Raw genomic sequence first — 24,308 nt, forward strand, 5'->3', positions numbered from 1 at the left:
CTGCTTTCATGCCCGGGCCTCCCTGGTGCCGCCATGCCCTGCCGGCTCCAGCATTTCTGCAACCCTTGCGGGCACCATGCCGATGGATCCGGCACCCATGCACATCACGACGTCACCATCCAGCGTGTTGTCGAGGATGGCCTGCGGCATGGCGTCGATCTCATCCACAAAGACAGGTTCTACCTTGCCGGCCACGCGTAAAGCCCGCGCCAGCGAGCGTCCGTCTGCGGCCACGATGGGCGCTTCACCGGCGGCATACACCTCGGACAGCAGCACCGCATCAGCGTGGCCGATGACTTTGACAAAATCTTCAAAACAGTCACGCGTGCGGGTGTAGCGGTGCGGCTGGAAAGCCAGCACCAGCCGCCGGCCGGGGAAGGCACCGCGCGCGGCAGCCAGCGTCGCGGCCATTTCCACCGGGTGATGGCCATAGTCTTCGATCACGGTGAAATGTCCGCCGCCCTTGGCCGGCATGTCCCCGTAACTCTGGAAGCGCCGTCCGACGCCCCGGAATTCAGCCAGCGCTTTCTGTACTGCCGCGTCGGGCACGTTGAGCTCAACGGCAATGGCAATGGCCGACAGGGCATTGAGCACGTTGTGCTCGCCGGCCAGGTTGAGCACCACGTCCATGTCGGGCAAGGTCACGCCATTGCGGCGCCGTGCCGTGAAATGCATTTGTGCGCCCACCGGCCGCACATTGACGGCGCGCACCTGCGCATCTTCGCCGAAACCATAGCTGGTAATAGGGCAGGAAACCTGCGGCAGGATGTCGCGCACAGCCGGGTCGTCGGTGCACAAGATCGCCGTGCCGTAAAAAGGCATGCGGTGCAGGAAGTCGACAAAAGCTTTCTTGAGGTTGCCGAAATCGTGGCCGTAAGTCTCCATGTGGTCAGCGTCGATGTTGGTGACGACCGCCATCACGGGCAGCAGGTTCAGGAACGAAGCGTCCGATTCGTCAGCTTCGACCACGATGTAGTCGCCCGAGCCGAGCTTGGCGTTGGCGCCGGCGCTGTTGAGACGCCCGCCGATCACAAAGGTCGGGTCCAGACCGCCTTCGGCCAGCACGCTGGCGACCAGGCTGGTGGTGGTAGTTTTGCCATGCGTCCCGGCAATCGCGATGCCCTGCTTCAGGCGCATCAGTTCGGCGAGCATCAGCGCGCGCGGCACCACGGGAATGCGTTTGTCACGCGCCGCCAGCACCTCGGGGTTGTCGGCCTGTACGGCGGTGGATGTCACCACGGCGTCGACCATCTCAAGGTTGCCGGCGGTGTGGCCGACGAAAGTCTTGATGCCGAGCTTGCCCAGGCGTCGCAGCGTTGGGCTGTCTGACAGGTCAGACCCCGAAATGACGTATCCCAGGTTGTGCAGCACCTCTGCAATGCCAGACATGCCGGCGCCGCCCAGACCGATGAAGTGAATGTTTTTGATGGCGTGTTTCATGTCGCCAGCTCCTCGCAAGCGGCCACCACACGGGCCGTGGCTTCAGTTTTTTGCATGGTTTTGGCCTGTAAGGCTCTCTGGACGAGCGCAAGCCGCTCTGTTTTTTGTAGCATCTCTGCCAGCATGCCAACACTAAGGTCGCGCTGCTGGACCAACCATCCGCCTCCCTGGTCGACCAGGAACTTCGCGTTGACTGTCTGGTGGTCGTCGACCGCAGCGGGAAAAGGCACGAACAGTGCCGCAGCGCCCACGGCCGCGATTTCCGTGACCGTACTGGCACCAGCGCGGCAAATGACCAGGTCGGCGTCGGCGAAGGCCTGTGCGGTGTCTTCAATAAATGGCGTGAGCTCGGCGGACACGCCAGCCGCTGCGTAATTGGCGCGCAATTCTTCAATCTGCAGCGCGCCGCTTTGGTGGAGAACCTGTGGTCGTTCTGCCTCAGGGATCAGCGCGAGGGCTTTGGGCACCAGCTCGTTCAACCCCCGGGCGCCCAGGCTTCCACCGACCACCAGCAGCTTCAGGGGACCGCTGCGTCCGGCAAAACGCTCTTGCGGGCCGGGCTGCCGGGTAAATGCTGGCCGCAGGGGATTGCCTACCCATTCGGCTTTGGGCAACACGCCCGGAAATGCGGTGAAGACGCGGTCAGCCACACTCGCCAGCACCTTGTTGACCATACCCGCCACCGAATTCTGCTCGTGCAGAACCAGGGGCTTACCCAACAGCACGCTCATCATCCCGGCCGGGAAACTGATGTAGCCGCCCAGGCCGACCACCACATCGGGCTTGACGCGGCGTACCACCTGGATGCTTTGCCAAAACGCCTTGAGCAGGCGCAGGGGCAAGAATGCCAGCGTGACCGGCCCTTTGCCCCGCACACCGGAAAAATCAATCGATTCGAAAGGGAAGCCGCGTGGCGGTACCAGCTGGCTTTCCATGCTGGGTCGGACTGCGCTGCCACGCCCGCCCAGCCAGTGCACCCGCCAGCCGCGCTCCCGCAGGGCCTCAGCCACGGCCAGGCCCGGGAAAATGTGCCCGCCCGTTCCTCCGGCCATCACCAAAGCACAGTGTTGCTTGCTCATGCGCGGCCTCCTCTCATGAGCAGGCGATTCTCATAGTCAATCCTCAGCACCACGGCCAAAGAAATCAGGTTCATCAGAATCGCCGAACCGCCATAACTCATCAACGGCAGCGTGAGGCCCTTGGTCGGCAGCGCACCGAGGTTCACGCCAATGTTGATGAAGGTCTGGAAACCTATCCAGATGCCCACGCCTTGCGCCACCAGGCCGGCAAACAGACGGTCCAGTGCAATCGACTGGCGACCGATGTGCATGATGCGACGGGTCATCCACATGAACATGCCGATCACCGCCAGCACGCCAGCCAAGCCAAACTCTTCACCGATCACGGCCATCAGGAAGTCGGTGTGCGCTTCGGGCAGCCAATGCAGCTTCTCAATGCTGCCGCCCAGACCCACACCGAAAATCTCGCCGCGGCCGAAGGCAATCAGGGAGTGGGAGAGCTGGTAGCCCTTGCCCATGGAGTATTTGTCGCTCCACGGGTCGAGGTAGGCAAAGATGCGCTCACGCCGCCATTCGCTGAGCATCACCATCAAGCTGAAGGCAACCACCACCACAGCCGCGATGACAAAGAACATGCGGGCGTTGACACCGCCCAGGAAGAGAATGCCCATCGCAATGACCGAGATCACCATGAACGCGCCCATGTCGGGTTCGGCCAGCAATAACAATCCGACAATTGCTATGGCCACAGCCATGGGCATCACCGCGCGGAAGAAGCGCTCTTTCACTTCCATCTTGCGGACCATGTAATCGGCCGCATAGAGAAGCACCGCGAATTTCGCGAGCTCTGAAGGCTGAAAGTTCATGATGCCCAGCGAAATCCAGCGGCGGGCGCCATTCACACCTTTTCCGATAAAGGGCACCAGGACCAATATCAGCAGCAGCAGGGAGAGGACAAACAGCCAGGGGGCCAGTTTTTCCCACGTGGCCAGCGGCACCTGGAATGCCAGGACGGCGACGATGAGAGCGACCACCAGCGACAACACATGGCGCAGCAGGAAATGGGTATGCGCATAGCGCGCGAATTTGGGGTTGTCAGGCATGGCGACGGAAGCTGAATACACCATCACAAGGCCCCACATCAACAAGGCCACGGTGACCCACAGCAGCGCCTGGTCAAAACCGGCCATGCGAACAGGAGGTGCGGCCAGCGTCTGTGGCCGGCTGTGTCCGCCAAGCCGCACGGGAAGGACTTCCGACGCGGCCTTGCCGAAACCGGAAAACCAGCCGAAAAAGCGCACGACAGCCGTCACAGCACATGCCCCTGTTCTTGCGCCAGCGCCTGCACGGCTTCGCAAAAGACCTTGGCCCGGTGCTCGTAGTTGTCGAACATGTCGAAGCTGGCACAGGCCGGCGACATCAGGACGGCGTCACCGGTCTGTGCCTGCTGCGCGGCCAGGGTGACCGCTTCCTCCATGGATACGGCGTCGAACACTGGAATATTGCGGGGCAAGACCTCCTTGATGAGGGGTGCGTCGCGCCCTATCAGCACCACGGCCCGGACGTGGCGCTGCACCGGGTCGGCCAGCGGTGAGAAGTCCTGCCCCTTGCCTTCGCCGCCCAGAATGAGCACCAGCTTGCGCTCCAGGCCCAACCCTGTCAGGGCCGCCACGGTGGCACCCACGTTGGTGCCTTTGCTGTCGTCGAAGTATTCAACGTCATTGACGACAGCCACCGACTCCACGCGATGGGGCTCACCGCGGTATTCGCGCAGGCCGTGCAGCATGGGGGCGAGGTTGCAGCCCGCAGCCACAGCCAGACCCAGCGCGGCCAGGGCGTTGGTGGCGTTGTGCCGCCCGCGTATGCGCAGGGCTTCGATAGGCATCAGGCGCTGCACGTGCAGCTCTACCTCTTCGTCCTTGCGGCGCTTGATGGTTTCGTCGGCCTCGGCCGCGCGCACCAGCCAGGTCATGCCATTGACGGTTTCGATCCCGTAATCACCGGGGCGTTGCGGTTCGCCCGCCCCGAAGGTGGCATGAGGACGAACTTGCGGCGGCTTCAGCCGCACCTTGACGGGCGGCGGCAGCATCGCCATCACCCGCTCATCGTCTCGGTTGAGCAGCATGAAAGTGGCAGCGCCGAAGACCTTGGCTTTCGCCGCAGCATAGGCGTCCATATCGCCGTGCCAGTCGAGGTGATCCTGCGTGATGTTGAGCACTACCGCGGCCGTCGGTTCAAAGCCCTGCACGTCGGCCAGCTGGAAGCTGGACAGCTCCAGCACCCAGACTTGCGGCAGGGTTTGCGCGTCCATATGGGCCGACAGCGTGTCGAGCAGCGTCGGGCCTATGTTGCCGGCCACGGCCACGGTTTTTCCGGCGCGCTGCACCAGTTGGCCCAGCAGTGAGGTCACCGTGGTTTTGCCATTGGTGCCAGTGATGGCCAGCACTGCGGGGCGGTAGCCCGGCACGGGTTCGGCCTGCACCAGGGCCAGCAGGGCCGCGGGCAGTGTGGCATCTTCACCGGCTTCATCTGGAACCGGCGCATCGTCTGCGGCATCCGGTGCGGCAATGACCGTCTCTTGCAGATCGCCTGAAGTGTCGGCCGCCACAGCGGCCTGGTCTTCGGGTGAATCAGCGGCATCGGCTACAGCGGCTTCGTCAACAGCTTCGGGCGCATCGGGCAAGGGCACGTCAGCCATTGGCTCGGGAGCTACAACAGCTTGGTCGGATTCTTCGACTACCTCAATGGTCGGTGGCTCGCGCAGATCCGCCAAAGCCCGCGCGAACAAATCCAGCTCTCCACCCACAGGCAATCCCATGGCGCGCGCGGCATCAGCCACGGACGCGATGGTCTCGGGCGTCAGACCGGGCGAGCGATAGACGGCGCGTACGGACGTGCCCTGCACCAGTTCGGGCGTGAAGACACCGCCCACAAATTTCACACCCGGAAGCTCTTCGCGCAAGGTGGCGAGCAAGGGTGGCGCTTCGCGCGTGTCGGCGACCGTCACGTGCGCTCCGTGGCGTGCGCACCAGCGCGCCATGGCCAGGCCGGACGCGCCCAGGCCCAGAATCAACACGGTTTGGTCTTGTAAATGCCGCATGCCTGTTACCTGAGCTTCAAGGTGGAAAGGCCGATGAGGCACAGCAGCATGGTGATGATCCAGAAACGCACGACCACCTGCGTTTCTTTCCAGCCGCTTTTCTCGAAGTGATGGTGCAGCGGCGCCATCTTGAGGATGCGGCGGCCTTCGCCGTAGCGCTTCTTGGTGTACTTGAACCAGGTCACCTGCATCATGACGGAGAGCGCCTCGACGACAAAGATGCCGCCCATGATGGCCAGCACGATTTCCTGGCGCACGATGACCGCGATGGTGCCCAGCGCAGCGCCCAGCGCCAGCGCGCCCACGTCGCCCATGAAGACCTGGGCCGGGTGCGTGTTGAACCACAGAAAGGCCAGGCCAGCGCCTGCCATGGCCGAGCAGAAAATCAGCAGCTCACCCGAGCCGGGAATGTGCGGGAAGAACAGGTATTTGGAGTAGACCGAGCTGCCGGTGACGTAGGCAAACACACCGAGCGCCGAGCCCACCATGACGACCGGCATGATGGCCAGGCCGTCCAGCCCGTCGGTCAGGTTGACGGCATTGCTGGAGCCCACGATCACTAGGTAAGTCAGGATCACGAAGCCGAACACGCCCAGCGGGTAGCTGATTTCCTTGACGAAGGGCACCAGCAGGCCAGCCTTGGGCGGCAGGTTCACGTCAAAGCCCGACTGCACCCAACTGAAGAACAGTTCGAGCACGCGCATGTTGGAACTCTCGGAAATGCTGAACACCAGGTACAGCGCCGCGATGAGGCCGATGATGGACTGCCACAGATATTTCTCGCGTGAACGCATACCTTCCGGGTCCTTGAGTACGACCTTACGCCAGTCGTCCGCCCAGCCTATGGCGCCAAAGCCCAACGTGACGATAAGGACGATCCAGACGAAACGGTTGGACAAATCAAACCACAGCAATGTGGAAATTCCGATGGACAGCAGAATCAGCACACCGCCCATGGTGGGCGTGCCGCTCTTGCTCAAATGGGTCTGCATTGCGTATTCCCGAATCGGCTGCCCGATCTTCAGCGAGATCAACCGCCGGATCACAAAGGGGCCAGCCAGCAGACCGATCAGCAGTGCTGTGAGCGCGGCCATGACTGCACGGAACGTCAGGTACTGGAACACCCTGAAAGACCCGAATTCAGGGGAGATTGACTGGAGCCACTGGGCCAGACTAAGCAGCATGGGGCTCTTCCTTCTGATGTTGTTGATGTTGTGTTTGATCTTGCGCATTGGCCATGATGGCCTGGACCACACGCTCCATCTTCATGAAGCGCGAACCCTTGACCAGCATGCTGCCGGTGTGGGGCAGCTCGGCCAGCACGGCGGCGGCGAGTTCGTCCATGCCGCCGAAAATTTGCGCACCGCCGAAACCGGCCGCTGCCTGCTTTGACTGCTCGCCCAATGTGAACAATTTTTCTATACCCAGCGCGCGCGCATGGCGGCCGGCTTCATCGTGGAACTGCGGCCCCTGGTTGCCGACCTCGCCCATGTCGCCCATCACCATCAGGCGCGGGCCGGGCAGTTCGGCGAGGACCTCCAGCGCGGCGCGCATGGAGTCGGGATTGGCGTTGTAGCTGTCGTCGACCAGCGTCAACACCCGGCCTGGCAGTGCCACGGCGATGGCACGGGAACGACCCTTGACCGGCACAAAAGCCGAGAGGCCCACGGAGATGGATGCCAGGGGAACGCCCGCCGCCAGCGCGCAGGCCGCGGCGGCCAAGGCGTTTTTGACGTTGTGCCGGCCCGCGATGTGCAGAGAGAAATCAGTGTTGCCCACTGGGGTCGTAGCTACCACCTTCCAGCAGCCGTCATCCCATTGCGCGGTGCCTGTGATGTCGGCGGCGCCCGAGAGCGCGAAGGTCAGTACCTTGCGCGTGCCGACCAGTTCACGCCACAGCGGGGTGTAGTCGTCGTCGGCCGGAAAGACCGCTGTGCCGCCCGCATCCAGCGACAAAAATACCGAGCCGTTTTCGCGCGCCACCGCTTCCACCGTGGCCATGAATTCCAGATGTTCGCGCTGCGCATTGTTGACCAGCGCGACGGCAGGCCTGGCAATTTCGGCCAGATAGGCGATCTCACCCGGGTGGTTCATGCCCAGCTCGACCACCCCTACTTCGTGCGCGGCCGACAGGCGCAGCAGCGTGAGCGGCACACCGATGTCGTTGTTGAGGTTGCCTTCAGTGGCGAAGGCCTTGTCAGCCTTCCAGGCGCGCAAGATGGCCGCGATCATTTGCGTGACGGTGGTTTTCCCGTTGCTGCCCGTCACCGCCACCAGCGGCAGACGGAACTGCGAGCGCCAACCGGCGGCCAATTGACCCAGCGCCAGGCGCGTGTCGGGCACTTCCAGCCCCGGCAGGCCGGCTTGCGCCAGGCCTTTGTGGGCAATGGCCGCGACAGCGCCCTGCTCCTTGGCCTGTGCGAGGAAATCATGGGCATCGAAGCGCTCGCCCTTGAGCGCCACAAAGAGGTCGCCCGCCTGCAGACTGCGCGTGTCGGTGTTGACCCGCAAGGCCTGCACGCTGCCGTCGCCCACAAGACGAGCGGCGGGCAACCAGCCCAGGGCTTGCCGCAGGCGCATCATGACTGGCCTCCCTGTATTGGCGAAGCCAGGGCATCGAGCGCGGCCTGCGCATGCTCGCGATCGGAGAAGGGAAGCTTCGCACCACCCACTTCCTGGAAACTTTCGTGGCCCTTGCCTGCCAGCAGCACAATGTCTTCGGGGCGGGCCAGGCTCAAGGCGTGCGTGATGGCGGCTGACCGGTCGGTCTGAACGTGCACAGCATCGCGGCGGCTCAGGCCAAGCAAGACCTGACAAATGATGGCCAGCGGGTTTTCGCTACGCGGGTTGTCACTGGTCACTACCACCTGGTCGGCATTTTTTTCAGCTACAGCCGCCATCAGCGGACGCTTGGTGGTGTCGCGGTCACCACCACAGCCGAACACGCACCAGAGCTGGCCATTGCGGTGTGCCGCTGCCGGCCGCAGCGCGAGCAACACCTTTTCAAGAGCGTCGGGCGTGTGAGCGTAATCAATCACCACCAGTGGCCGTCCCTGGACGGCCAGCGTCTCGGTGCGGCCGGGCACGGGCAGCAGGCCGGAGCAGGCATTCACCGCATCGGCCAGTGACACACCCATGGCGCGCAGGGCTGCGAGCACACCGAGCAGGTTGGACACGTTGTACTGGCCCACCAGCCGGGCAGCCAGCGTGTGGCTTTCGGCACCCTCGGTCACCTCAAAACTCAATGCTTCGGTGCCGTGCTCGATCTTGCGCGCCTGCAAGCGTGCCGGTTCCGCACAGGATACCGTCCAGAGGTCCAGGCCGCTCCCCGCGAGCGACTCCTTCAGTTCTGCACCCTTGGCATCGTCAATATTGATGACCGCCGCCTTCAGGCCCGGCCAAGCGAACAGCGCGGCCTTGGCCTCCCAATAGGCTTGCATGGAAGCGTGGTAGTCGAGGTGGTCCTGCGTGAAGTTGGTAAATATCGCGACCTCAATGGCGGTCGCGTCCAGGCGGTGTTCGACCACGCCGATGGAGGAGGCCTCCAGCGCGCAGGCGACGAAACCCTGGTCGGCGAAGCGCCGAAGTTCCTGTTGCAGCAGCACCGGGTCGGGCGTCGTCAGGCCGTTGGAAACCATGGCACCAGGCTCACCTATGCCCAGCGTGCCAATGACGCCGCATTTGCGACCCAGCCGACCCAGAGCCTGCGCCAGCCACCAGGCGGTGGAGGTTTTGCCGTTGGTACCGGTGACGGCGGATATCCGCAGCTGCCGGCTCGGCTGGTTGAAGTAGACGGAGGCGATAGGCCCGGTCGCAGCCTTGAGACCGGCGTATTCGGCGATCTTTTCGTCCTGGAAACCGAAGGCGGCCGCGCCTTCCTGTTCGACCAGACAGGCAGTGGCGCCCGCATTCAACGCGCTGCCCACAAACTTGCGCCCGTCGGTCGCGGTGCCGGGCCAGGCGATAAAGCCGTCGCCCGGGGTCAGCCTGCGGCTGTCCGTGCACAGGCCGCCGGTCACGCGCTCGCGCAGCCAGCCGGCGGCTTGTTCAGGCGAGTGAAGCTGCGCGCTCAAAACGACTCCTCCACGGCCTGGGTGTTGATTTGCGGCTTGACGCTCATGTCGGGCTGCACGCCCATCATGCGCAGGGTCTGCTGCACCACCTCGCTGAACACAGGCGCGGCGGCCACGCCGCCGAAGTAGTTGCCATCGCTTGGCTCGTCGATCATCACACCGACGACGATGCGCGGTGCTTCAATGGGCGCCATGCCGGTGAACCAGGCTCGGTACTTGTTGGTGGCGTAACCTTTTCCAACCTGCTTGTGCGCCGTTCCCGATTTGCCACCTACCGAATAACCCACCGTTTGCGCCAACGGGCCAGTACCGCCGGGCGCGGCGGCCATTTGCAGCATCCGGCGGACGGCGTGCGCGTTCGCTGCCGAAAAGACCTGTACGCCTACCGCGGGCTCACTGCTCCTGAGCATGGTGATGGGAATGATCTGACCGTCATGCGCGAACGCAGTGTAGGAGTGCGCCATCTGGAACAGCGAGGCCGACAGCCCGTAGCCATAAGCCATGGTCGCCTGCTCGACAGGGCGCCATGTCTTCCAGGGTCGCACACGTCCGGTGACCGCGCCTGGGAACTGGATCTGCGGCTTTTGCCCATAACCCAGTGCCATGTAGGTCTCCCACATTTCCTGCGGACTCATCTTTTGTGCGATCTTCAGCGCGCCGACGTTACTGGATTTCTGGATGACGCCTTCCACTGTCAACGTGCCGTAGTTGTGGGTGTCACTGATGGTGAAGCCGCCGATGCTGTAACGGCCGGGTCCGGTTTCGATGACGGTTTGCGGCTTGATGCGACCGGCCTCCAGCGCCATGGCCACCGTGATCGGCTTCATCGTGGAACCCGGCTCGAAGGTATCGGTGAGGGCTCGATTACGCAACTGCTCGCCGGTCAGATTTTTCCGCCTGTCGGGCACGTAGCTGGGATAGTTCGCCAGTGCCAATACCTCACCGGTGGTGGAGTCCAGCACCACGACGCTGCCGGCCCGGGCTTTGCGCGCAATGACCGCGTCGCGCAGCTTCTGGTAGGCGAAGAACTGCACCTTGCTGTCTATGCTCAGCTGGATGTCCTTGCCTTCGACGGGCGGCATCTGTTCGCCGACATCCTCGACGACACGACCCAGGCGGTCCTTGATCACGCGGCGTGAACCGGCCTTGCCGGCCAGGTCCTTGTTGAAGGCCAGCTCAATGCCCTCCTGGCCGCGATCCTCAACGTTGGTGAAGCCCACCACGTGGGCCACGGTTTCGCCCTCGGGATATTGACGCTTGTACTCCTTGCGCTGGTAGATGCCCTTGATGCCCATGGCGTGGATTTTTTTTGCCACCGGCTCGTCGACCTGACGCTTGAGCCAGACAAAGGTCTTGTCCTCTTCGCCCAGTTTCCTGTTGAGTTCGACCAGCGGCATTTCCAGCAGCACGGCCAGCTCGGCCAGTTGCGACTTGCTGGCTTCGACGTCTTCGGGAATGGCCCAGATGCTGGATGCCGGTACGCTGGATGCGAGGATCAACCCATTGCGGTCCAGGATGCGGCCGCGGTTGGCGGGCAACTCCAGTGTGCGGGCAAAGCGCACCTCACCCTGGCGCTGGAAAAATTCATTGCCAAAAATCTGGATATAGGCCGCACGGCCCGCTAGCCCGGCAAAAGCCAACGCGATACCGGCCACGATGAATTTGCTGCGCCAGACCGGAGTCTTGCTGGCCAGCAGGGGGCTGGACGAATAAAGCACGCTGCGGCTCATGGCCTGGGCCCTTCCGGCGCCGAAGCCGCCGTTACCGGAGCGTCCTTGTAGCTCACATATTGCGTGATGGCAGGTGTCACCGTGCGCATCTGCAGCTTGTCCTTCGCAAGCTTCTCGACCTTCAGCGGCGTAGCCTGGGCGCGCTTTTCCACCTGCAAACGCTCGTTGTCCATTTCGATTTTGCGGGCTTCGGCCGTCGCTTTTTCCAGCTCGACATAGAGGCGTCGCGACTCGTACTGGGTGCGCACGAGGTAAAGCGCGCTGGCCAACACGGCGAGAAGCAACACGAGGTTCAGCCTGGCCATGATATGACCCCCACGCTTGTCGCTTCGCGTACTGCGCTGCCCCCCGAGGGGGCCGCTGCGCCTGCGGCCCGGCAGAGCCGGTTCCGCGGCCCCGGCTGGCATGAAATGCCTGTCGCCCTTTGTAGGTCCCCCACGTTTGTCGCTTCGCGTACTACGGGGTTCATGCCGCCACCCCCGTGCGTTCGGCGACGCGCATTACGGCGCTGCGCGAGCGCGGATTGCCTTCGACCTCTTCCGCGCTGGGCTTGGTGCGGCCAAGCGCCTTGAGCTGCATGGCCTTGGGTTCGGCGAAAGGCGCGCGACGGTCGAACACCTCGCGCGAATGTGCGGCGATGAACTGCTTGACGATACGGTCTTCGAGCGAATGAAAACTGATCACCACCAGACGGCCTCCCGGTTGGAGAACTTTCAGCGACGCAGCTAGCGCCTGTTGCAGCTCTTCAAGCTCGGCGTTGATGAAAATCCGAAGAGCCTGAAATGTGCGCGTTGCAGGGTCCTTGCCCGGCTCGCGGGTTTTGACCGCGCCAGCCACGACTTCGGCCAGCTCAGCGGTGGTTCGAAGAGGGCCCCGTTCCTGTCGGCGACGATCAATCGCCTTTGCAATCTGTTGAGCAAACCGTTCTTCGCCATATTCACGAATCACCTCCGCCATGGTTTCTATGGATGCATCCACCAGCCACTCGGCCACGCTCTGGCCACGCGTGGTGTCCATGCGCATGTCCAAAGGCCCCTCTTGCCGAAAAGAAAAACCGCGCACCGGGTTGTCGATCTGCGGTGAGCTCACACCCAGATCCATCAGTACGCCGGCCGCACTGGCGACGGGCAACAGACCCAGATGCATGAAACCCTCGTGACGGATGGAAAACCGCGGGTCGGTGATGGTGCGCGCCTCGGCAATGGCGTCGAGATCCTTGTCGAAGGCAGTAAGCCGTCCTTGGGGTGAGAGCTGCGACAGCAACAACCGCGAATGCCCGCCGCGCCCGAAGGTCGCGTCGACGTAGTGGCCGTCCGGGTTGACAAGAAGCGCCGCTATGGCTTCGTTCAACAAGACGGTGCGGTGTGTCCATGTGCCGTTCACCGTCTTCTTTCAGAACGAGAAGTCTCTGAAGACATCGGGCATCTCGCCCTTCATTTGCTCGGCCTCCTGAGCTGCGTAGGTGGCGGCGTCCCAAAGCTCAAAATAGCCACCCATGCCCAGTAGCACCGTGTCTTTGCTGATGCCGGCAGCCGCGCGCAATTCGGGCGACACCAGCACACGGCCGGTAGCGTCCATGTCGACGTCCATTGCGTTGCCGAGGAAGATGCGCTTCCACCACTGCGCCTGCATCGGCAACGAAGCGATACGGTCGCGGAATTTTTCCCACTCGTTGCGGGGAAAAATCATGAGGCAACCGTGCGGGTGCTTGGTGATGGTGAGTTGGCCGGAAGCTGTGGCGCTCAGCACGTCACGATGCCTGGTAGGCACGGAGAGCCTACCCTTGGTATCGAGAACTAACGATGAAGCACCTTGAAACACTGCTACAAACCCTTGAAAAACACTTTTCACCACTAAATTGCACTTTTCCCCACTTTAGCAGGAAACCATTTGCAAACAAGGGATTTGAAACAAATTTTTTCAATGAAATCAAGGACTTAGGAGTATCTTCGGATCCAGCGTCTATATTAAAAATCGTTCTAAATTAAGCACTTAGGCGGCGCACTGAAAGTATTGCTTTAAGCACCAGCAACTGGGCGCCAGCCAAAACGGAAAAAAGAGGGACTATTTCCGTCCATTCGAACGCTCAGCGACCTGTTGTTGCACAGTGCAAGCATGGTGTAGCTATAAAAAATATAGCAGGTAACGGCCGCCACATAACAAGAGTGGGCGTGACCGCAGAAATGGCGTGTTTTTTGAAGGATACGGTGCAGAAAGCACAGGACGCCGGAAGGCTTGACGGGCCAATCCCGGCATAGACGCCAAATGGCATGACAACACTACCCAAATCGGCCAGTAGAAAGGCCGAAAAGGCTAGTCGATGCGGACTGTGACCCTTGCATGCTCAGTGATGCCGATCACATTGAAGAACGCTGCAACGAGGCGGTTGACTTCCGTGAACTGCACTGACCGGTTTTCTTCTTCGCGGGCTGACACCCAGTTCAGCAGCGTTCCCGCAGCCGAAAAATCCACGCGAATGAGCTTGGCACAGGAGATCAGCATCATGTCTGCACCCATCAGCTTGACTTCCAGTTTGTCCAGCACCGCTATCGCATCACCCTGGATCTGGCCTGACAGTTCGACCGACAGCACATTGCTCATCTGTGAACTCGGTGCATCCATTTGGGTGTCCCCATCAATGGCGCTCAGACTGGAGGACACGGAATCACGGTACACGTCGCCAATGATGGCCTGCCCATCCGTGACGCCGCCCTGCGCATCGATCGGCTTGTATTCGCAACGTGCACTGTCCCAGGCTGGCGGGGAGACCTCGTAGGTGACGCAAAAGTCGAGTGCGGCCAATTCGAAGTCGTCGGGGCGATGCGTTACACGCAGCGCCTCCATGCGCAAAAGCCACCATTGCTGGGCGGTATCGCGGCTGCCTGAAGGGGTGGCGTTCTGCAGCACCTTCTGCAACTGCGTATCACCCATGAAACGCAGCTGAACGGGCTGGGTCGCCCACCCGCTGAAGACCTTGTACAAAGGCTCGACAGCATCAGGCTCGATAGTTTTGAGGTTGTTCCAGTTCAGGCGCCATGGCATGGGTGCCTTGGCGGTGGCCGCCTTGAGGGCTGCCACGGTCTGTATACCCAGCACAGAGGGACAGACCCAATCAACAGCGGGACCATTCGGATTGGTGGCAGCCTTGCCCGCCGCCGGAACACTGAGCATTTTCACCATGTCAGGCATGGAGAACCACTGCGGTGCCGAACGGTCAAACCGCTCGACAAACTGGATGGCTGCCGTTTCAAACTTATCCTGCTGGGCCGTGGCCCGGTACAGGTCAAACAAGGTCAGCCAGGTATCCGGGTGGCCCGCGCGTACGGCACCGGGGGCAAGAATCTCCAGCAGGCCGGCTTCGGCACCCGCATCGTCGCCATTGGCAAACCGGATAGCGGCCTCCTCCAGCTCTGCGTCATGGGCAACCACTTCCTCCACGTCCACCGCAGTGAGCTTGGAAGGGGAAAAGCCGGATGAACCGCCGCCGCTGTCGTAACTGCCGCCGATACCCGCCAGGCCGCCGATTGCAGGAGGTTTGGCAGGAGGTTGGGCGGGAGGCGTAGATCGGGCTGCGGCCAGCGCAACAGACAGGGAATCGGGCTGGGTCTGGGAGGGCTCGTGAGCGGCTTCCCGGGCCGCCTGCTGCTCGGCGGCCAACCTGGCTGCGTTCAGCTGCTGCAAACCTGCCGGCGCCGTGGCCCTGTATGCGGTGGGCAATGCATTGTCCAGCATGGGGGGCGCCTGCGTCGATGGGCTATGCAAGGGCGCGTGCACCGAATTGTCCGGCATGCCGCCATTCTTGGTTTTCCACCACTGCATGGACATCTGCGCTTCGATCTCATCGATCTTCTTGAGCGTGGTGGCCCTGTCGTCGGGCTTGGACGGCATGCTGCTCTGGAAGAACGAAGGCCGGCCGCCTGGGTCCTGGCCCACACCTACCATGGCTTCACGCTTGCGCATCTTGCGCAGCATGTCGAATTCGCGCTTGCGCACGAAGTCGTTTTGCCGCTTGCGCTCAATCATTTCCTTGAGCAATTGCTTGCTCATGGCTTCGTCGCGGTCTGTTTGCGCGCCGTCCAGATCCGACCAGTTCGTGGCCGGATTCCGGACGAACTTCACCATCTTGGAGAGCAAGCCTGAAGCGGTATCTTCTTTGGACATGGCAGGACGATTAAATAAACTTCAACCGGTAATCTGGGGTCAATCGCCAAACATCTTCTGTTTGAGTTCCCGGCGTTGCTGCGCTTCCAGGGACAAATTGGCCGTGGGACGGGCGATCAGCCGGCCTACGCCGATGGGTTCGCCGGTTTCATCGCAATAACCGTAGTCGCCGGAGTCGATGCGGGCAATCGACTGTTCGATCTTCTTGAGCAGCTTGCGTTCCCGGTCACGGGTGCGCAATTCAAGGGCGTGTTCTTCCTCAATCGTAGCGCGGTCCGCCGGGTCAGGCACCACAACAGTGTCTTCCCGCAGATGCTCGGTGGTTTCACCGGCGCTGTTGTGGATGTCCTGCTTGAGCACCGACAGCTTGTGGCGAAAGAAAGCCAGCTGCTTTTCGTTCATGTACTCGGAGTCCGGCATCGCCTTGACTTCGTCGTCGGTCAGCTGCTCGGCGGATTTGGTCTTCCAGTTGTTGGCGAGCTTGGGGTCTTTTTTGGCCGCCGCCTGGGGTGGCGGCGCAATCACGCGTTCGGTCATTGTGGAGTAACTGGCTTTGGCTGCGTCAGGCGCATGGGTTGGCACCATGGGTGCGGGAGGGGGTGACTGGGTGGCTACGCGGGCGGAGCTGCGCCTGCCGGGTTTCAGTGGAGGCGGGGCCATCAGCCCGGCCCTGACCGGTGCCGGGGCGGGTACCACCACGGCGGCGGGGGCCGGTTTGACGCTGCTTGCAGGTTTTACGGCCGGTTTTGCAACGGACTTGGCAGCTGACTTTGCAACAGGCTTTGCCGCAGGTTTTGGGGGAGATTTGAGCACGGGCTTGACGGGTTTGGCGACGGCCTTTGCTTTGGGCAAGGGCTTGGCAGCGGTTTTCTTGACAGCTGCGGTAGCAGGCTTTTTCGTGGAAGCAGCCTTGACAGCCGGCTTGGCGGCTTTTTTGGCAACGGGTTTGGGTGCCGGCTTGGCTTTGGCAACAGGTTTGGCCGCTTTCTTCACAGCTTTGGCGGCGGGTTTTGGCGCCGGCTTGGCTTTCGATGCAGGTTTGACGGCCGGTTTGGCAGGTGTCTTGGTCTTTTTTGCTTGGGCTTTCACAATGTGTCTCCTCTGGGAAGCAGCCCCGGAATGGCCCATGGCCCCCCGCGGCGGCTTCCTGGCCAAACCGCTGCAGCGCAGTTCAACCCTACCTGTTGCCAGATTTCCTGGTTTGTCTGCCGCCTGCCAGCCTCGAAAACCACACTTGGGTGGGTTTCAATCCGCTTTGTAGCCGATTTTGTGCCTGGCTGGCCTCCCGAATCGATTTTCCGGGTATTTTGGTCGGCGCGCGATTGTAGCGGCTGCGCAGCCTGCCGTAGCACCCTTGGAACAAATCGTTGGAGAATCGAGACAAACATGAAGCCCTCCGCCTTTTACAGGCCACAGGCGGACAGCCTACCTCAAACCAGGCATTGCTCCAGGCCCTGCAGAAAAATATCTTTGGGCAAATCGATGCCGATGAAGACCATCTTGCTGTTTTTCTTCTCACCCTCGGCCCAGGCGGGCCCCAGGTCGCTGCCCATGAGCTGGTGCACCCCCTGGAAAATCACCTTACGGTCGGTGCCTTCCATATTCAGCACGCCCTTGTAGCGCAACATGCGCGGGCCGTAAATATTGACGACCGCACCCAGAAAATCCTCCAGCTTGGCGGGGCTGAAAGCCTTGTCCGACCGGAACACAAAGCTCTTGACGTCATCGTCGTGGTGGTGATGGTGGCCATGGCCCTCATGCCCGTCCTTGGCGTCGTGCGCATGTGAAGGGTGATCACAGTGCTCCCCGTGCTCATGGTCATGATCGTGGTCATGCCCGGCATGGTCGTCTTCCTTGAGGAAGTCGGGGTCGATGTCCAGCTTGGCATTGAGGTTGAAGCCGCGCAGGTCAAACACGTCCTTGATGGCGACTTCCCCGAAATGCACCGCTTTCTGGGGCGCGCGCGGGTTCATGTGCTTCAGGCGGTGCATCAGCGCGTCAACTTCGTCCTTGGCCACCAGGTCCGTTTTGCTGATGAATATCTGGTCGGCAAACCCGACCTGGCGGCGCGCCTCCTGGCGGTCGTTGAGCTGGGTCGCGGCATGTTTGGCGTCAACCAGGGTCAGGATCGAATCGAGCAGATACTGCTCGGCAATTTCTTCGTCCATGAAAAACGTCTGCGCCACCGGTCCCGGGTCGGCCAGCCCGGTGGTTTCAATGACCACGCGCTCAAAGTCGAGCAGGCCTTTGCGTTTTTTGGCGGCCAGCAACTGCAGTGTTTCGCGCAGGTCCTCGCGAATCGAGCAGCAGATGCAGCCGTTGTTCATCTGGATGATGTTTTCTTCGGTGTCATTGACCAGGATTTCGTTGTCGATGTTTTCTTCACCGAACTCGTTCTCGATAACAGCGATTTTCTGGCCGTGCGCCTCGGTCAGCACACGCTTGAGCAGCGTGGTTTTGCCGGAGCCCAGGAAGCCGGTGAGGATGGTGACGGGGATCAAGCTCATGGTGTTACCTAAAAACAGGAATTGCAGGGGTAGCGCGAGGGGCGAAGCAGGTCGCAGCCACACAGGTGGGGGAGTTTAGCGGCGGGTTCAAGCCCGCCGCGCCGCCGGACTGAATACCACCTTGGCCAGCAGTTACTTTACAGGTCGTGTCAAGCGCAGGGCCTCAAAAGCCAGTGCAGGCTGGTAATTTTGGCCTCGCATCTGCTATATTTTTAATAGCTGCTCGCGCTCGTCCTTATTGGCCTGGAACCACTATTTATATAAAAATCAGCCGCCCACCCGTTTCACCAGCACCAGGCCCTTCAGGTATTCGCCTTCCGGGAAGGCTACCGTCATGGGATGGTCGGGTGCGCCGCCCATGCGCTCGGAGATGAAAGCGTCCACCCCCGCATCGATGCCGGCCGAGGCTACGATCTTGTGGAACAGGTCGGCGCTGACCCCGCCCGAACACGAGTAGGTAAACAGCACACCGCCGGGCGCCAGAATCGACAACGCCAGCCGGTTGATGTCCTTGTAGGCACGGGCGGCACGCTCGGCATGCGTCACCGTGGGCGCGAATTTGGGCGGGTCCAGCACGATGGCGTCGAACATCCGGCCTTCCTTCTGGTACTGGCGCAGCGAGGCGTTGACATCGGCATCCAGCAAGGTAGTGCGGCTGGCGTCAAAGCCGTTCAGTGCCACATTGGCCCGGGCCCGCTCGATCGCCGGGCCGGACGAATCAATCGACGTGACGTGCCCGGCGCCGCCGGCCAGCGCGGCCACGGTAAAGCCGCCGGTATAGCAATAGCAGTTGAGCACCTGGCCGAACTGCAGGCGGCGCGTGTAGGCGGCAAACTTCTGCCGGCTGTCGCGCTGGTCCAGGTAAAAGCCGGTTTTATGGCCTTCGGCCACGTCCAGGCTGAGCTTCCAGCCGTGTTCGGTGATGGTGATGCCGGTCTCCCCCGAGCCGGCCAGCCAGCCGGTGACTTCGGGCAGGCCTTCGAGGGCACGGGAGCTCGCATCGGAGCGCTCATACAGGCGTGTAAGGCCGGTTTGGGCCAGCAGGGCTTCGACGATCACGCTCTTCCATTTTTCTGCGCCGCAGCTGGAAAACTGCGCCACCAGCGTGTCCGCATAGCGGTCGACCACCAGGCCCGGCAGGCCGTCGGATTCGCCGTGAATGAGCCGCCGCCCGTCGCTCTGGATGTCAAACAGCTCCCGTGCTTTCAGGGCCTGGGCGATGCGCGCTGAAAAGAAGGCCGCGTCGATGCGTTGGGCTTCGTCAAAGCTCCAGACCCGGGCCCGGATCCTGGAGGCCGGGCTGAACGCTGCCCAGCCCAAAAATTCGCCGGAGTGGCTTTCCACCCGCAGGGTCTCGCCTGCGTCACCGCCCCCTTTGGCGATAGCGCCGTCAAAAATCCAGGGATGGCGCCGCAGCAATGAGCGCTCCTTGCCGTCCCGCAGTCGAATTATTTTCATGCCGCTATTGTCGCGGCTGGTGGCATCACCCCTCCTGAGCACGGAGCGTCCACCCTGACAAATGAGCTAAATGAGCTGGCTGACAGCGGTTTGACAGCTCGGTGTAATTTTCGTGAAAGTTTTGCGACAATCGCAGGTTAATGTTTTTGACCTCATTTTCGCGGCGATGGAAGAAACACGGGCCGCTGGCAAGCCCGGCCATGCGCACGCCCGCACCCGTCCGCACCCTGTTGCTGGGGCTGGTTATCAGCCTGTTCATGGGCTCGTTGCTGGCGCTGACCAGCCTGGATGCGCGATCACGCACCATACTGGACCTGGACACCCAGACAGAACCTGTCGCACTGCAGGACTGGGGCGACTACTGGATAGACACAACCGGCCAGTTCACCCCCGAGCAGGTTGCCGCCACCCCCGACCTCCCCTGGAAGCCGACACACGGCAATGCGATCTACCCGGTGACCAGCGGCCAGGCCATGTGGGTGCGCTTTAACGTGCCGCCGGCGCCGGACGCAGAGCGCTGGTACCTTGAGGTTCCCTACCCGTCCATCGACCGGGCTTCGCTGTATACCCTGGACGGTGTCGGCCGCTGGAACGAGCAGCGCGCCGGCGACCTGGTGGCGGTAGACAAGTGGCCAGTGCCGCACCGCCATCCCCTGCTGCCCATCGCGCTGTCGGCCGAGGTACCCACCCATTACCTTTTGCGCCTGGAGAACGGCCACGCTTTCAGCGCGCCCCTGCAGTTCATCAGTGAGGGGCGCCTGAGCCACTCAGAACAGCGTGTTTCCCTGATCCTGGGTATCTTCTTCGGGCTGACGGGGCTGGCGGCGCTGATCTCGGCGCTGGGCGCTATTTCACTGCGCGACACCGCGTACGGTTACTACGCCCTCTGCGTGACCCTGATGGGCCTGACGCAGGCGACCGTCACCGGCATCGCGGGGCTGCACCTGTGGCCGGCGTGGCCGGGGTGGAACGACATTTCGACATCCGTGCTGCCCATGCTGGCGGTGTCGGCCACGTTGTTGTTCATTTCCGCGGTGGTGGCCCTGCCCGAACGCTCATTGCGCCTGCACTGGCTGATGGCGGGCCAGGCCGCGCTGGGCGTGCTGGCGGCTGTGGTGCTGGCGCTGGTGCCATCTGCATCGCGCATGGGCCTGTTCATTCCCATCGTGTCACTGCTGGAATTCAGCAGCATGCTGGTCATGGGCTGGGCCTGGCGCCGCGGCGACCGGTTTGCGCCCTGGCTGATGCTGGCCTATGTGCCGGTGCTGGCCGCCGCCGGATGGACCATGGCCCGCAATGCCGAGCTGGTGCCCATCGGCTTCTTCACGCAGCACGGCATGCAGCTGGGCGTGGCGCTGCATCTGCCCATCGTCATGCTGGTATTGATGCTGCGCAGCCAGCACCGGCGCGAGAACATCCGCCGGATCCAGGGCCTGGACCGGGTGGACCCGGCCACGGGCCTGATCAACGGCCACGTGTTTGCCGAGCGCCTGATCCGCATGATTGCGCGTTCCGAACGGCTGCGCCACCAAAGCGCGGTGATGATCATCGACCTGGTCAACTCCGAGCAGATCCAGCGCGACTTCGGACGCAAGGCCGCCGAGGAATTGCCGCTGCACGTGGCCGAGCGCCTCCTGTCCACCGCACGTGAAATCGACAGCGCCGCACGGCTGTCGGAACGGCGCTTCGGCATGCTGGTAGAAGGCCCCTTCAGCGCCGAGGACGCCGGCACGCTCGGGCCGCGCATCGTGGCGCGCTGCCTCATGCCCTACAAAGGCCTGCATGTGGACTGCGTCGCACAGGTGCATGTCGCGTACGCCCTGGTGCCCTACCAGGGCTCCAACGCCCAGGGCCTGCTGACCCAACTTGAAGAGCGCCTGGCCGCCGCCCCGGCTGACAGCAAGCGGGCGGTGTTCATGCTCGGGGAAGTGCCGCCGATACGGCCGGCAAGGCGCGACCGCCCCAGTCCAGCCTGAGCGCCGCCCGGCACCAGTGCTGGTGCCAGGCTCAGGCTTTGTCTTTAGCGTCTTTGTCCGCCTTCGCCAGGCTTCCTGGCGATGCCGGCGCGCCCGCGCCGGCCTTTCCGGCTTTCGACAGGGCCCGCGGGTGCGCCGCGTCATACACCTTGGCCAGGTGCTGGAAATCCAGCCGGGTATAGACCTGCGTGGTCGTGATGTTGGCATGGCCCAGCAGCTCCTGAACCGCCCGCAAATCACCGCTCGACTGCAGCACATGGCTGGCAAAGGAGTGGCGCAGCATGTGGGGATGCACCGGCGTGGCCAGCCCCGCTTTCAGCGAGCGCTGCTTCAGCCGCACCCGGATGTGCTGCGGCGTCAGGCGGGTGCCGCGCTGGTTGATAAAAAGCGCATGGTCTTCACGCGCCCAGCCGGCCCGCGCGGCAAGCCACTGCTGCAGTGATTGCAGCGCAGCCCGGCCGACCGGCACGCTGCGCCTTTTGGAACCCTTGCCCAGCACATAAGCTTCGGCCGCATCCGTGTCGATCCAGCCGCGCGCCTGCGCACTGGCCTTCACATCCAGGCCCACCAGCTCGCCGATACGCAGCCCGCAGCCGTACAGCAGCTCGGTGATGCATTGGTCGCGCAGTTCCAGCAGCGGGTCACCATCCGAAGCGTCGGCCTGGTAGCCCGCGAGCTGCACGGCTTCGTCTACGCTCAATGCCTTGGGCAGGGGCTTGGCGGCTTTGGGCGCCCGCACGTCCTGCACGGGGTTGCCGCTGATCAGGCCTTCGCGGCCCAGCCAGGTGTAAAAGCCGCGCCAGCCTGAGAGGATCAGTGCAATGCCCCGGCCGCTGCGCCCCGCACCATGCATTTGCGCCACCCAGCGCCGCATGTGAACGTTTTGTACCGCCACCAGCGCCACCCTGGCCTGGTGCGCATTGGCTTCAAGCTTCTGCAGGTCGAGCGCGTAGAGCTCCACGGTGCGCTGGGCCAGGCGCTTTTCCACGCGCACATGCTCCAGGTAACGCTCGACCAGCGGATCGGAAGGCGTCAATACTGGCTGCCCGCCGCCGGATTCAGAGGCTGAAGGCGGCGTTTGCATCATGGCCGTGGTGCATGGCCCCGGTGCTTATTCGGCAGCAACCGGCTGGGGCCGCAGCCGGGTCAGCGCCGCGCCGGCCAGTTCACCCAGACGCTCCAGAAAATCCGTGCCCATGCCGCTGTGAAAGCGTTCCGGGTCGGGCGAGGCCAGCACGAGCAGGCCCGAGACTTCCGCCCCCGCTGCGGCGCGCAGCGGTATCAGCGCGATCGACAGCGCCACCGCGGGCTCGGGCAGCCAGTTAACCGCTTCGAAGCCCGAATTGACGCCGCAGTAGGGTGCGCTCAATGACGATGCAAAAGTTTTGGCGTCCTCGCTCACATCGGTCGCAAAGCTTTCATCCGAAAAAATCCCGTTCACGTCCCAGACCTTGATGGCGGCCTGCGGGATCAGGAATTCGCCGGTGATGCCCTCGACGATGGCGCCCGGCAGGTCGCGCGCCTGCGTCGCCTGCAGCAGCTTGCGTGTCCAGCGCTGCATCTTGTCGGCAATGGCCACGTTGTCCTGCCCGTGACGGATCATGTCGACCATCCGGGTTTCGAGCCCCTTGATCTTCTCGCGCAGCATCAAGGCCTGGCGCTCCTGCAGGCTGACGGCACGGTTGCCGTGTCCGCTGGACAGTTGCACCGAAGCCAGCAGTTCGGCGTGGCGCTCGAAGAAGTCGGGCGTGTTGGCCAGGAAGTTGGCGATGTCGTCTTCGGTGATGGGGTGTTCAGTTGGATTCATCCGGGCATTGTCCTCAGTTTTGTGGCGGGCGCAAAGGCGCAGGGTGCCCGCGTTACATCCGCTTTCGTCGAAAGGCAGTCTTCAGATCCCGTCGGGGATATTAATCTCGGACTCGAATACCGTCGTAGCCGGCCCGGTCATCATGACAGGCGCATCGAGCCGCCCCGGCCATTCGATGGTGAGCTGGCCGCCCCGCGTCATCACGTCGACCCGCGTGTCCAGCAGGCCCCAGCGTATGCCCGCCACCACCGCCGCGCAGGCGCCCGTGCCGCAGGCCAGCGTCTCGCCCGCGCCGCGCTCAAAGACCCGCAGTCGGATCTGGCTGCGCGAAACCACCTGCATGAAGCCGGCGTTCACACGGCGCGGAAAACGCACGTGGTTTTCAATCAGCGGACCGGTTTGCAGCACCGGCGCAGCGTCCACGTCATCCACCAGTTGCACCGCGTGTGGGTTACCCATCGACAAGGCCGCTATCAAAAGAGGAGCTGCTTGCGCCCGTCCATCAAGCGCCAGTGGCCATTTTTGCCATGAACCCTGGGTCACAGGCGCGAGTCCGGAAGCGTCGAAGGGAATGCGCACCGGGTCAAACACCGGCGCGCCCATGTCGACCGTGACACGCCCGTCAGCCTGCATGCGTGGCTCGATGATGCCGCTCAGGGTCTTGACCCTCACGACGTCCTTTGTCGTCAGCCCCTGCTCGCGCACAAAACGCACAAAGCAGCGCGCACCGTTGCCGCACTGCTCAACCTCGCCGCCGTCGGCGTTGTGGATCACGTACTCAAAGTCGATGCCCTCCCCCGCATCCGCAGGCGGCGGCCGCACCGAGAGAATCTGGTCGGCGCCCACGCCGAAGTGACGATCGGCCAGGAAGCGGTATTGCGCGGTGGAAAGGCCCAGCGGGGCGCGGGTTTCGTCGAGCATGACAAAGTCATTGCCCGCGCCCTGCATTTTGGTGAATCGGATTCGCATGGGGGAATTATCTGCGGTGCGAAGGCGGCGCTTAAAGAGGTGAATCGGCCATTTCGCGCCCACCGGCC

At 62.7% G+C, this 24,308-nt stretch carries 19 protein-coding genes; 1 reads left to right on the top strand and 18 read right to left on the bottom strand.

From position 1 onward, the window contains the following. Positions 1 to 6: 6 nt before the first annotated feature. The 15 genes from murC to AC1D1J_RS08735 form a co-directional block, all read right to left on the bottom strand. Positions 7 to 1,440 carry a UDP-N-acetylmuramate--L-alanine ligase gene (murC, locus tag AC1D1J_RS08665; RefSeq protein ID WP_477687257.1) on the bottom strand — a complete coding sequence of 478 codons (1,434 nt, stop codon included), beginning with the start codon at positions 1,438 to 1,440 and terminating at the stop codon, positions 7 to 9. Next, positions 1,437 to 2,519 (bottom strand): undecaprenyldiphospho-muramoylpentapeptide beta-N-acetylglucosaminyltransferase, encoded by a 1,083-nt coding sequence (murG, locus tag AC1D1J_RS08670; protein ID WP_477687256.1) that lies wholly within the window; start codon positions 2,517 to 2,519, stop codon positions 1,437 to 1,439. Before murG ends, murC begins: the two co-directional genes overlap by 4 nt. After that, on the bottom strand, positions 2,516 to 3,772 hold the full coding sequence (gene ftsW, locus AC1D1J_RS08675) for a putative lipid II flippase FtsW (protein ID WP_477687255.1): 1,257 nt from the start codon (positions 3,770 to 3,772) through the stop codon (positions 2,516 to 2,518). The genes murG and ftsW overlap by 4 nt, the downstream gene beginning before the upstream one ends. Next, the gene (gene murD / locus AC1D1J_RS08680; RefSeq protein ID WP_477694421.1) at positions 3,769 to 5,559 is read right to left on the bottom strand and encodes a UDP-N-acetylmuramoyl-L-alanine--D-glutamate ligase; all 1,791 of its coding nucleotides are present in this window, start codon (positions 5,557 to 5,559) and stop codon (positions 3,769 to 3,771) included. The genes ftsW and murD overlap by 4 nt, the downstream gene beginning before the upstream one ends. A gap of 5 nt (positions 5,560 to 5,564) precedes the next feature. Next, entirely contained in the window at positions 5,565 to 6,743 is a 1,179-nt protein-coding gene (mraY, locus tag AC1D1J_RS08685; protein ID WP_457281102.1) for a phospho-N-acetylmuramoyl-pentapeptide-transferase, read from the bottom strand. After that, entirely contained in the window at positions 6,733 to 8,142 is a 1,410-nt protein-coding gene (locus AC1D1J_RS08690; protein ID WP_477694422.1) for a UDP-N-acetylmuramoyl-tripeptide--D-alanyl-D-alanine ligase, read from the bottom strand. The genes mraY and AC1D1J_RS08690 overlap by 11 nt, the downstream gene beginning before the upstream one ends. Then, entirely contained in the window at positions 8,139 to 9,632 is a 1,494-nt protein-coding gene (locus AC1D1J_RS08695; RefSeq protein WP_477694423.1) for a UDP-N-acetylmuramoyl-L-alanyl-D-glutamate--2,6-diaminopimelate ligase, read from the bottom strand. The genes AC1D1J_RS08690 and AC1D1J_RS08695 overlap by 4 nt, the downstream gene beginning before the upstream one ends. Beyond that, positions 9,629 to 11,362 carry a peptidoglycan D,D-transpeptidase FtsI family protein gene (locus tag AC1D1J_RS08700; protein ID WP_477694424.1) on the bottom strand — a complete coding sequence of 578 codons (1,734 nt, stop codon included), beginning with the start codon at positions 11,360 to 11,362 and terminating at the stop codon, positions 9,629 to 9,631. The genes AC1D1J_RS08695 and AC1D1J_RS08700 overlap by 4 nt, the downstream gene beginning before the upstream one ends. Further along, a complete protein-coding gene (ftsL, locus tag AC1D1J_RS08705; RefSeq protein ID WP_457281106.1) occupies positions 11,359 to 11,667 on the bottom strand; it encodes a cell division protein FtsL in 309 nt (102 codons plus the stop codon). Before ftsL ends, AC1D1J_RS08700 begins: the two co-directional genes overlap by 4 nt. A 160-nt stretch (positions 11,668 to 11,827) precedes the next feature. After that, on the bottom strand, positions 11,828 to 12,745 hold the full coding sequence (gene rsmH / locus AC1D1J_RS08710; protein ID WP_477687249.1) for a 16S rRNA (cytosine(1402)-N(4))-methyltransferase RsmH: 918 nt from the start codon (positions 12,743 to 12,745) through the stop codon (positions 11,828 to 11,830). Between the two features lie 9 nt (positions 12,746 to 12,754). Beyond that, the gene (mraZ, locus tag AC1D1J_RS08715; protein ID WP_457281642.1) at positions 12,755 to 13,183 is read right to left on the bottom strand and encodes a division/cell wall cluster transcriptional repressor MraZ; all 429 of its coding nucleotides are present in this window, start codon (positions 13,181 to 13,183) and stop codon (positions 12,755 to 12,757) included. 492 nt (positions 13,184 to 13,675) lie between these two features. Beyond that, the gene (locus tag AC1D1J_RS08720) at positions 13,676 to 15,523 is read right to left on the bottom strand and encodes an STAS domain-containing protein (protein WP_477694425.1); all 1,848 of its coding nucleotides are present in this window, start codon (positions 15,521 to 15,523) and stop codon (positions 13,676 to 13,678) included. A gap of 39 nt (positions 15,524 to 15,562) precedes the next feature. Beyond that, positions 15,563 to 16,612 (bottom strand): RNA polymerase-binding protein DksA, encoded by a 1,050-nt coding sequence (gene dksA / locus AC1D1J_RS08725; protein WP_477694426.1) that lies wholly within the window; start codon positions 16,610 to 16,612, stop codon positions 15,563 to 15,565. A gap of 341 nt (positions 16,613 to 16,953) precedes the next feature. Beyond that, on the bottom strand, positions 16,954 to 18,030 hold the full coding sequence (locus tag AC1D1J_RS08730) for a CobW family GTP-binding protein (RefSeq protein ID WP_457281110.1): 1,077 nt from the start codon (positions 18,028 to 18,030) through the stop codon (positions 16,954 to 16,956). Positions 18,031 to 18,297: 267 nt separating this feature from the next. Further along, positions 18,298 to 19,488, bottom strand: a complete 1,191-nt coding sequence (locus tag AC1D1J_RS08735) for a class I SAM-dependent rRNA methyltransferase (RefSeq protein ID WP_477694427.1) — start codon at positions 19,486 to 19,488, stop codon at positions 18,298 to 18,300. 200 nt (positions 19,489 to 19,688) lie between these two features. On the opposite strand from AC1D1J_RS08735, the gene AC1D1J_RS08740 reads away from it, so the two are divergent. Continuing rightward, positions 19,689 to 21,464, top strand: coding sequence for a sensor domain-containing diguanylate cyclase (locus tag AC1D1J_RS08740; RefSeq protein ID WP_477694428.1), 1,776 nt, complete (start codon positions 19,689 to 19,691; stop codon positions 21,462 to 21,464). Between the two features lie 31 nt (positions 21,465 to 21,495). On the opposite strand, the gene AC1D1J_RS08745 is transcribed toward AC1D1J_RS08740, so the two are convergent. From AC1D1J_RS08745 to dapF, 3 genes are all read right to left on the bottom strand, one after another. Then, the gene (locus AC1D1J_RS08745; protein ID WP_477694429.1) at positions 21,496 to 22,551 is read right to left on the bottom strand and encodes a tyrosine recombinase XerC; all 1,056 of its coding nucleotides are present in this window, start codon (positions 22,549 to 22,551) and stop codon (positions 21,496 to 21,498) included. 24 nt (positions 22,552 to 22,575) lie between these two features. After that, a complete protein-coding gene (locus AC1D1J_RS08750; protein ID WP_477687243.1) occupies positions 22,576 to 23,271 on the bottom strand; it encodes a DUF484 family protein in 696 nt (231 codons plus the stop codon). Positions 23,272 to 23,352: 81 nt separating this feature from the next. Further along, on the bottom strand, positions 23,353 to 24,240 hold the full coding sequence (gene dapF, locus AC1D1J_RS08755; RefSeq protein ID WP_477687242.1) for a diaminopimelate epimerase: 888 nt from the start codon (positions 24,238 to 24,240) through the stop codon (positions 23,353 to 23,355). Positions 24,241 to 24,308: the final 68 nt, after the last annotated feature.

Source organism: Polaromonas sp. P1_F8 (assembly GCF_056405635.1).

Bases quoted from the DNA above. Each gene is read 5' to 3' on its own strand.
- murC (WP_477687257.1), bottom strand. From the start codon at position 1,440: ATGAAACACGCCATCAAAAACATTCACTTCATCGGTCTGGGCGGCGCC.
- murG (WP_477687256.1), bottom strand. From the start codon at position 2,519: ATGAGCAAGCAACACTGTGCTTTGGTGATGGCCGGAGGAACGGGCGGG.
- murD (WP_477694421.1), bottom strand. From the start codon at position 5,559: ATGCGGCATTTACAAGACCAAACCGTGTTGATTCTGGGCCTGGGCGCG.
- mraY (WP_457281102.1), bottom strand. From the start codon at position 6,743: ATGCTGCTTAGTCTGGCCCAGTGGCTCCAGTCAATCTCCCCTGAATTC.
- AC1D1J_RS08690 (WP_477694422.1), bottom strand. From the start codon at position 8,142: ATGATGCGCCTGCGGCAAGCCCTGGGCTGGTTGCCCGCCGCTCGTCTT.
- AC1D1J_RS08700 (WP_477694424.1), bottom strand. From the start codon at position 11,362: ATGAGCCGCAGCGTGCTTTATTCGTCCAGCCCCCTGCTGGCCAGCAAG.
- ftsL (WP_457281106.1), bottom strand. From the start codon at position 11,667: ATGGCCAGGCTGAACCTCGTGTTGCTTCTCGCCGTGTTGGCCAGCGCG.
- AC1D1J_RS08720 (WP_477694425.1), bottom strand. From the start codon at position 15,523: ATGTCCAAAGAAGATACCGCTTCAGGCTTGCTCTCCAAGATGGTGAAG.
- AC1D1J_RS08730 (WP_457281110.1), bottom strand. From the start codon at position 18,030: ATGAGCTTGATCCCCGTCACCATCCTCACCGGCTTCCTGGGCTCCGGC.
- AC1D1J_RS08735 (WP_477694427.1), bottom strand. From the start codon at position 19,488: ATGAAAATAATTCGACTGCGGGACGGCAAGGAGCGCTCATTGCTGCGG.
- AC1D1J_RS08740 (WP_477694428.1), top strand. From the start codon at position 19,689: ATGCGCACGCCCGCACCCGTCCGCACCCTGTTGCTGGGGCTGGTTATC.
- AC1D1J_RS08745 (WP_477694429.1), bottom strand. From the start codon at position 22,551: ATGATGCAAACGCCGCCTTCAGCCTCTGAATCCGGCGGCGGGCAGCCA.
- AC1D1J_RS08750 (WP_477687243.1), bottom strand. From the start codon at position 23,271: ATGAATCCAACTGAACACCCCATCACCGAAGACGACATCGCCAACTTC.
- dapF (WP_477687242.1), bottom strand. From the start codon at position 24,240: ATGCGAATCCGATTCACCAAAATGCAGGGCGCGGGCAATGACTTTGTC.